The sequence below is a fragment of the Belliella marina genome, assembly GCF_042682445.1.
Lineage (GTDB): Bacteria > Bacteroidota > Bacteroidia > Cytophagales > Cyclobacteriaceae > Belliella > Belliella marina.
On record NZ_JBHUHR010000009.1, the window covers coordinates 1 to 7,415 of the forward strand.

The following is a 7,415-nucleotide window of genomic DNA, read 5'->3' on the forward strand; positions in this document are numbered from 1 at the left end:
TTAAGAGAATAAAAAAACAAATCGATAAATTCGGTCTGACTAATGAGGATTTAGGCCTCGAAATCAGCTCAAATTGAGGGATTTTGTTTACGTTAGTCAGAAGCTAAAAAAAACAAAACAATCGAAAATGAATTTAAACAACATTGAAATTCTAACTAAAGAGTTAAAATCCACAAAAGATTTTTACGGAAATGTATTGAACCTTCCTGTTACGGAATGTGATTCTAAATCTATTAGTATAAAAATCGGATTATCAACACTTAAATTTGTAGAAAGTTTAAAAAAAGCAAAGCCCATTTATCATTTAGCTTTTAATATACCTGAAAATAAATTAAACGAAGTGATTAAATGGTGTCAAAATCGAATTGAATTAATCAAAAAAGAAGATGCTGTTTTGATAACCAAATTCGAAACTTGGAATGCGAATGCCATATATTTTTATGATAACAATGACAACCTATTGGAATTCATTGCCAGAAAAGACCTTAATAACTCCGAAACAGAGACTTTTAGTAGTAAGCAGATATTAAATATTAGTGAAATCGGAATTGTAATGGACAACCCATTAGAATTTGGAAATCAACTAATACAAAAATATGAACTGAACTTATTTGAAAAGAACCAAAATAATGAAATATTTACTGCAATCGGTGATGACAATGGACTTTTGATTATAGTCAAAACCAATCGAAACTGGTATCCAACAGAAACACCAGCAAAAAGTAATTGGACGAAAATCGAATTATCGAATAAAAATCAAAACAATACAATTGAAATTAATGAATAAAGCCAGCAGGTAACATTTAGCCCACTAGAGAAAAACCCTTGCAAAAAAGCCCTGATAGGAGAAAAAATCTATCAGGGCTTTTTATAGATAATGTGTTTGTTTTTTTAATGGCATCTATGAATGCATAGCATTTGTCTAGTTGCTGCTGCGTGCGCCGCGGCGTACATCCGCAGGGTGAAGGGTTTGCTAGGTGGAATAGTCGGATGATTGGTGGATTTTAGGAAGTGGTTGTTTTAGTTTTTGGTTGTATTTAGGTGGTTTTCTTTGGTTTGGGTATGGTATCCCCTACCCATTATTTGGGGATTTGATCTTCTGGCATGTTTTGGACCTAATCATTGATTCCTTAGATCCTAAAAAAAGATCAAGAAGGTGCGGGATTGGGTTTGAAAGGTTTAGGAAAGAAAGTTGGGCTTAGTTAAGAGAATAAAAAAACAAATCGATAAATTCGGTCTGACTAATGAGGGTTTAGGCCTCGAAATTAGCCCGCATTAAACGATTTTATTAGCGTTAGTCAAATTTTAGAAAACCAGCGCGGTAGTAGTTTATGGAAAGAGATAAATTTCAGAATATACAAGACTTTACGAACAAGTTGCAAATGACAAACTCAGATGCAACCAGCGACATTTTTGTCTTAAATGTTAAGGATATATCCCCAAATGTATTAGTGGAATACCAAACATACAGAAATGACTTTTACGAAATAGACCTTGTTACGAAACAGTATTTTTTTGAATTCACAATTGACGGGGTAACTTATCGACCAAATGGCAAACCTTTCATATGTTTTGTTTCACCAAATCAACTTCAAACATATAAAGAACTTGGTATAGATTATGAAGCTGAAGGATTTCTGATATACATCAAAAAAACAGTACTAGAAAATTCACTTTTCCAATCCATCAAACTTCCTTTTTTTAAAAGAGAATTTGAAAGCTATTATGAAATATCAGAATTTAATTACAGCCAGCTATTTTTCTGGGCAAACCAATTATTTCTTGAATCTGCACTAAATCAACCATATAAAAGCATTACGATAAAAAACTTGCTGAGTATATTTTTGGTTAAGTCTCTAGAATTGATCGGGAGTCAAAAAAGCATCATCAGCTCAAAACCTGAACAAATAACGGATAAATATTTAGATTTAATTAAAGAGCATTTAAAGATTGCAAAAACTGTTACTTTCTATGCTGAAGCGTTAGCTGTAAGTTCCAAAACACTCAATGAAATCTGCAAGATAACATTAGGTAAAAATGCATTGCAGATTATTCACGAGCAGATTACATCAGAAGCAATCCATCAACTTTCATTCACAAGCGAATCCATAAAAGAAATCAGTTTTAGTTTGGGTTTCAATGAAGTATCAGGGTTTTCAAGATGGTTTAAAAAGCAAGTTGGAGTTAGTCCAGAGAACTTTAGAGCTTCTTCGCAAATTGATAAGTCAATATGACTTTTGGATAAGTACTCTTAGCCTTTAGTGCCTCACCTTTGCATCCGTTCAAACTAAATAACTGAATTGTATGCAACGAATATTTATTCTTAGTGCGTTTCTCATCTTAATTACCAATACCATTTATGCACAAATTCCAGTAGAAGTCTTTGCCGGACATAAGCAGGCACAACATGGGTTTTTCCTTTTCAAAGATTTAGATAGTGCTCAAAAGGTAAGTCTGTTTAGCATTGCCAGATTTGCAGTTGATTATGAAGAGGCATTCCTAAACTCATCCTTTGTAAGTTCGCAAATCATTTACAATTTTAATAGAAACTGGGGGATTTCATCGGGAGGATCATTTAGTGAAAATGAATTTTCACCCACAATTGCAATTTCATATCAATATGGAAATGAGAGAGGTGACTTTTATATGAATATATTTCCGACAATGATAATCAAAGATAAACCCGAGTTTGACTTGTTTGGACTTGTATTTTACACACCTAAACTTACTGACAAATGGAGTGTTTTTTCTCAAATTATCTTCGGGTCAATAGTAAACACTAAGTTTAATCAGCACTTGTTTAGTTATCAACAACTCAGACTTGGTTTGGGCTACAAAAAATTGTTTCAATTTGGTTTAGGCATTGACCAAAATATCATTGGTAGTGGCAAGGCAATAAATTACTCTAATAATGCAGGAGTTTTCATAAGGAAAGAGTTGTAATGTGAATAGGCAAATTTATTTGATATACGCCATTGTATTGGCGGATATGACTGCAAGCTCTATAATTTTGCCTATTTTACCACAACTTGTTGAAGGAAGTAAAAATCCGCAAATTATTTTAGCTTTAGGAACTGCATTGTTTTTAGGGATTCAGGTTTTTACAGTACTTATTTTTGGTAAGATGTCCGACTTTTACGGCCGAAAGCCAATATTTTTACTTTCAGCTGTAGGGACATTTTTTGCAAACACTATTTTACTATTTCAAACGCCCCTTTCCTTTTTAGCAAACAGAGCTTCTGATGGGTTGACCAATGGTGCTATTGGCGTAGTAAAATCTTCAATTACTGAAATTTCGCCAAGTAATAAATTACAGAGAAATATGGGTTTAGCAGGATCTGTATTTTCGATTGGTTTTATTGTTGGACCTTTGCTTTCAGGCGGGTTAATTCTATTATTAAATCTCGAAGGAAAAGATGCAATAACCCCATTAATTTTTTTAGCTCTTTCAATAGCTATAATTAACATTACTCTTTCCTTGATTTTCAAGGAAACCTTAATCCAAACAGAAAGAGCGAGGGGTTCAATTTATCAGATAATTCAAGAAAAGCTAAATTTTAGAGATGCCTTTGGATCATTAAATAGACTACAATCAACAAATGAAAAGGCTTTCAAATTAATACTAATTCAGTTCTTTCTTACTTTAAGTCTAGGCCATTATCATTACTTTATAATTTTTATAGGTTTAGGGGAATTGAAAATGAATGCTAAAGAGATTTCTCAATTTTTTATTTTTATGGGTATTGTAAATATTTTGACCAATTACATATTTTTCACCAAACTTGTGAATAAAGTTCAACCCATAAAATTCATTGTTATCATAGCTATTTTAAGTATAATTACACATATAGGCTATGCCAATATAGGTTCATCAAAACCACTACTTTATTCCATATTGGTTTTTGATTGTTTGACCATTAGTTTATTACCAGGTATTGTCGACATATTGCTTGCAGAGGAGACAAAACCTAATAATCGAGGAGAAATATTTGGTTATAGTCAATTATTTGTAAGTTTTGCCGATATTCTGACAACAGTTGTTTTTGGACTTTTAAGTTTGTTTTCGTTCAACTTACCTTTTTATTGGTTTGCAATTTGTTTAGCACCTTTGACGTTGACGAATAGATGGTTGAAATAAAAACTAGCGCCAACATTTAGCCCACTAGAGAAAAGCCCTCGAAAAAAAGCCCTGATTGATGTAAAAATCTATCAGGGATTTTTATGGATATTGAGTTTGTTTTTTATTGGTATCCATGAATGCTTCGCATTTGTCTAGTGGCTGCCTGCCCTCCAGGAGGCGGGTTGACTGACTTGTGCGCCGCGGCGTACATCCACAGGGTGAAGGGTTTGCTAGGTGGAATAGTTGGCGGATTTGTAGATTTTGGGAAGTGGTTGTTTTAGGTTTAGATTGTTATTAGGGGGTTTTTATTTGATTTAGGCTTGGTTTCCCCTGCCCATAGTTTGGGGATTTGATTTTCTAGCATGTCTTGGGTCTAACCATTGATTTCTTAGATCCTGTAAGTGGGTCAAGAAGGGGCTGGATTGGGTTTGAAAGGTTTTTGTTTTCTGGCTGATCTATCCCTTATATCAAAGAGGGTCTGCTGTCTAGGTATGGATTGTGCTTTTTTAGTTTGTGATCTTCATCTGGCTTGCTGGGTCTGAAAAAGAATCCGAGCAAGTCAAGATCAAGTTTGTCAATGAAGGCATCAATAATCCTTACTGGGCTTTCCTTATTTACAAGGTCATCCAAGCTGTAAAAGGAGAGTTGAAAACGGTCTATCCCCTGAATATGGTTCATAGAAATAAGTTGGTGGTTTGAAAACCCTTCTAAGGCGGGCAGACAAATACAAAAAAATTACTAATTTTAGAGGGATCGTAAAATAGTTGAACTAAAAACTAGCAGATACTTTTTTCACAGTCTGACGTTGCTGGCAATTCCCCTTACATTAGAAAAGTTGATTTCGTAAGCTAACGTTTGTATTTTAAGGAAGCAAAAAATGAGAATAAGTATATTTATAAAATATTTATCATCAATGTTTTGTAGAAATGTTAGTCAAAATTTTAAACAGATATCATCCAAATAATGACAGAACAATTTTTTACATACACCGACAAATTTGTGAACTTCACAAAAGCCGAGAAAGAACTTTTGGCTTCGGCTATGTCCTTTAGACAAGTAAAAACAAAAACCGATCTTGTTTCATATGACAAGCGGACAGACGAGTTGTTTTTTTTGCTCAAAGGTTGCCTTAGAAAATATTATCTAAAAGACGGTCAGCAGATAACGATATACATTACAGCAGAAAATAGTTTCATTGGTGCCTTTGACAGTTTTATCACTGGTACTGCGAGCAAAGAAATCATTGAAACACTTGAACCTTCAGAGTTGCTAGTCCTCCACAAAAAAGACATGGACAAACTTTACAACGAGATTCCTCTAATGAACGAGTTTGTGCGAAAGACCTTAGAACAAACATTAATTCAGTTTCAGCAAGCATTGACTTCTTTCATTTTAGACAGTCCCGAAGAACGGTACACAAAATTGCTGTCGCAAAATCCTGAAATCCTGCAACGAGTTCCGCAACATATGCTTGCCACCTATTTAGGCATTACCGCCACTTCACTGAGCCGTATCAGAAAAAGAATTGTAGAAAAATCCTAACCACTATTTTTTCTTGTCTTTTGTAAACGTTTTTCGCTTTCGTACACGGCAACTTTGCAATGAATTTTAAAATAAGCAAAGTATGAAACAAGTATTTGTAACAGGTGGGTCTGGTTTTGTAGGGCAAAACCTAATCCCAATGCTCATAGAAAACGGCTATAAAGTAAAAGCATTGGCACGTTCTGCTCAAGCCATTCAAAAGGTTGAGCAATTAGGGGCAACAGCAGTAAAAGGCGACTTGAATGATAAGCAAGCTTTGGCAGTTGGCGTAAAAGATTGTGCTTCAGTATTTCATTTGGCGGCTTCGGTTGATTTTTTTGCTTCCGAAAAAGAACTCAAAAAATTGCACGTTGATGCCACCGAACTTTTGTTGGAAGTTGCCCAAAATGCCAAGGTTCAAAGTTTCGTGTATTTAAGTGCCGCTTCGGTTATTATGAATGGAAAACCTATCATAAATGCTGATGAAACTTTTGTTTCCGACAACATCATAGACGGCTATTCACGGACAAAATTGCAAGCCGAAAATTTGGTTCTGAAAGCAAACACAGAAAACTTTCAAACCATTGCAGTAAGGCCACCGTTAGTTTGGGGCAAAGGCGATCCGAATACATTGGTTGGTGTTATGGAAGCCACTAAGAAAGGAAGAATGCAGTTTATTGACGGAGGCAATCACCGTTTAGTTACTTGCCACGTTTTAAACGTTTGTCACGCATTAATCGTAGCTGACCAATCAGAGCAAAATGGTAAAACCTATTTTATCACTGACGGTGAAACACCGATATTCAAAGACTTTATTAAAAAGTATATGGCTACGCAAGGTGTAACAATTCCCGAAAAAAGTGTTTCGTTGGCAATGGCAAAACGTGTTGCTTCTGTAATGGAATTTGTTTGGAAAACATTTGGATTGAAAGGACACCCGCCACTTTACAAAGGACTCGTAAATGTTTTGGGCGTAGAGTTTACTATCAACGACAGCAAAGCAAGAAAGGAACTTGGCTATAAGCCATTTGTAACCATAGAGCAAGGGCTTGACCTAATGAGAAAACGAAAAACTGCCACCAACATTTAGCCCACTAGGGAAAAGCCCTAATGCCGATTCCTATCGGTAAGCCCTGATTGATGCATTCATCTATCAGGGATTTTTATGGATATTGAGTTTGTTTTTTATTGGTATCCATGAATGCTTCGCATTTGTCTAGTGGCTGCCTGCCCTCCGGGAGGCGGGTTGACTGACTTGTGCGCCGCGGCGTACATCCACAGGGTGAAGGGTTTGCCAGGTGGAATAGTAGGCAGATTTGAGGGTTTTTGGAAGCGGTTGTTTTAGGTTTAGATTGTTATTAGGGGGTTTTCTTTGATTTGGGTATGGCTTCCTCTACCCATTATTTGGGGATTTGATTTTCTGGCATGTTTTGGACTTAATCATTGATTCCTTAGATCCTAAAAAAAGATCAAGAAGGTGCGGGATTGGGTTTGAAAGGTTTTGGAATAGAAAGTTGGGGTTATAAAGGTGGAATGAGATGCGAAGGATTTTCACCACAGCAAGCTTCATCGAGCATACACAAAAAAACTTCTCCTTCACCAAAAGATAACCCATTTTGAAACTGTATGAGAGAACATATGATGTTTGATAAAAAAGTCACAAAGTTGGATTTTCTGATTTTAAGCAATTTTCACACTCATCCAAGCAGCTTCAAATAATTTCAACTCATCCATATAGGCAACACCACTTTGCTTGATAATACCTCGACTGATT

The 7,415-nt window shown here is 35.4% G+C and carries 7 protein-coding genes; 6 read left to right on the forward strand and 1 reads right to left on the reverse strand.

The window, feature by feature from the left end; translation table 11 throughout:
- Positions 1-127: 127 nt before the first annotated feature.
- The 4 genes from ACFSKL_RS03360 to ACFSKL_RS03375 all read left to right on the forward strand — a co-directional run bounded on the left by ACFSKL_RS03360 (position 128) and on the right by ACFSKL_RS03375 (position 4,138).
- Positions 128-787 (forward strand): VOC family protein, encoded by a 660-nt coding sequence (locus tag ACFSKL_RS03360; RefSeq protein ID WP_376883499.1) that lies wholly within the window; start codon positions 128-130, stop codon positions 785-787.
- A gap of 595 nt (positions 788-1,382) precedes the next feature.
- A complete protein-coding gene (locus tag ACFSKL_RS03365) occupies positions 1,383-2,234 on the forward strand; it encodes a helix-turn-helix domain-containing protein (protein WP_376883500.1) in 852 nt (283 codons plus the stop codon).
- Positions 2,235-2,304: 70 nt separating this feature from the next.
- Entirely contained in the window at positions 2,305-2,943 is a 639-nt protein-coding gene (locus ACFSKL_RS03370) for a hypothetical protein (protein WP_376883501.1), read from the forward strand.
- 19 nt (positions 2,944-2,962) lie between these two features.
- Entirely contained in the window at positions 2,963-4,138 is a 1,176-nt protein-coding gene (locus ACFSKL_RS03375) for an MFS transporter (RefSeq protein ID WP_376883502.1), read from the forward strand.
- Between the two features lie 444 nt (positions 4,139-4,582).
- On the opposite strand, the gene ACFSKL_RS03380 is transcribed toward ACFSKL_RS03375, so the two are convergent.
- Entirely contained in the window at positions 4,583-4,798 is a 216-nt protein-coding gene (locus ACFSKL_RS03380) for a hypothetical protein (protein ID WP_376883503.1), read from the reverse strand.
- Between the two features lie 285 nt (positions 4,799-5,083).
- Here ACFSKL_RS03380 and ACFSKL_RS03385 point away from each other — a divergent pair, with 285 nt between their 5' ends.
- Both ACFSKL_RS03385 and ACFSKL_RS03390 read left to right on the forward strand, forming a co-directional pair.
- Positions 5,084-5,662 (forward strand): Crp/Fnr family transcriptional regulator, encoded by a 579-nt coding sequence (locus tag ACFSKL_RS03385; RefSeq protein ID WP_376883504.1) that lies wholly within the window; start codon positions 5,084-5,086, stop codon positions 5,660-5,662.
- An 82-nt stretch (positions 5,663-5,744) separates the two neighbouring features.
- The gene (locus ACFSKL_RS03390) at positions 5,745-6,731 is read left to right on the forward strand and encodes an NAD-dependent epimerase/dehydratase family protein (RefSeq protein ID WP_376883505.1); all 987 of its coding nucleotides are present in this window, start codon (positions 5,745-5,747) and stop codon (positions 6,729-6,731) included.
- Positions 6,732-7,415 lie beyond the last annotated feature (684 nt).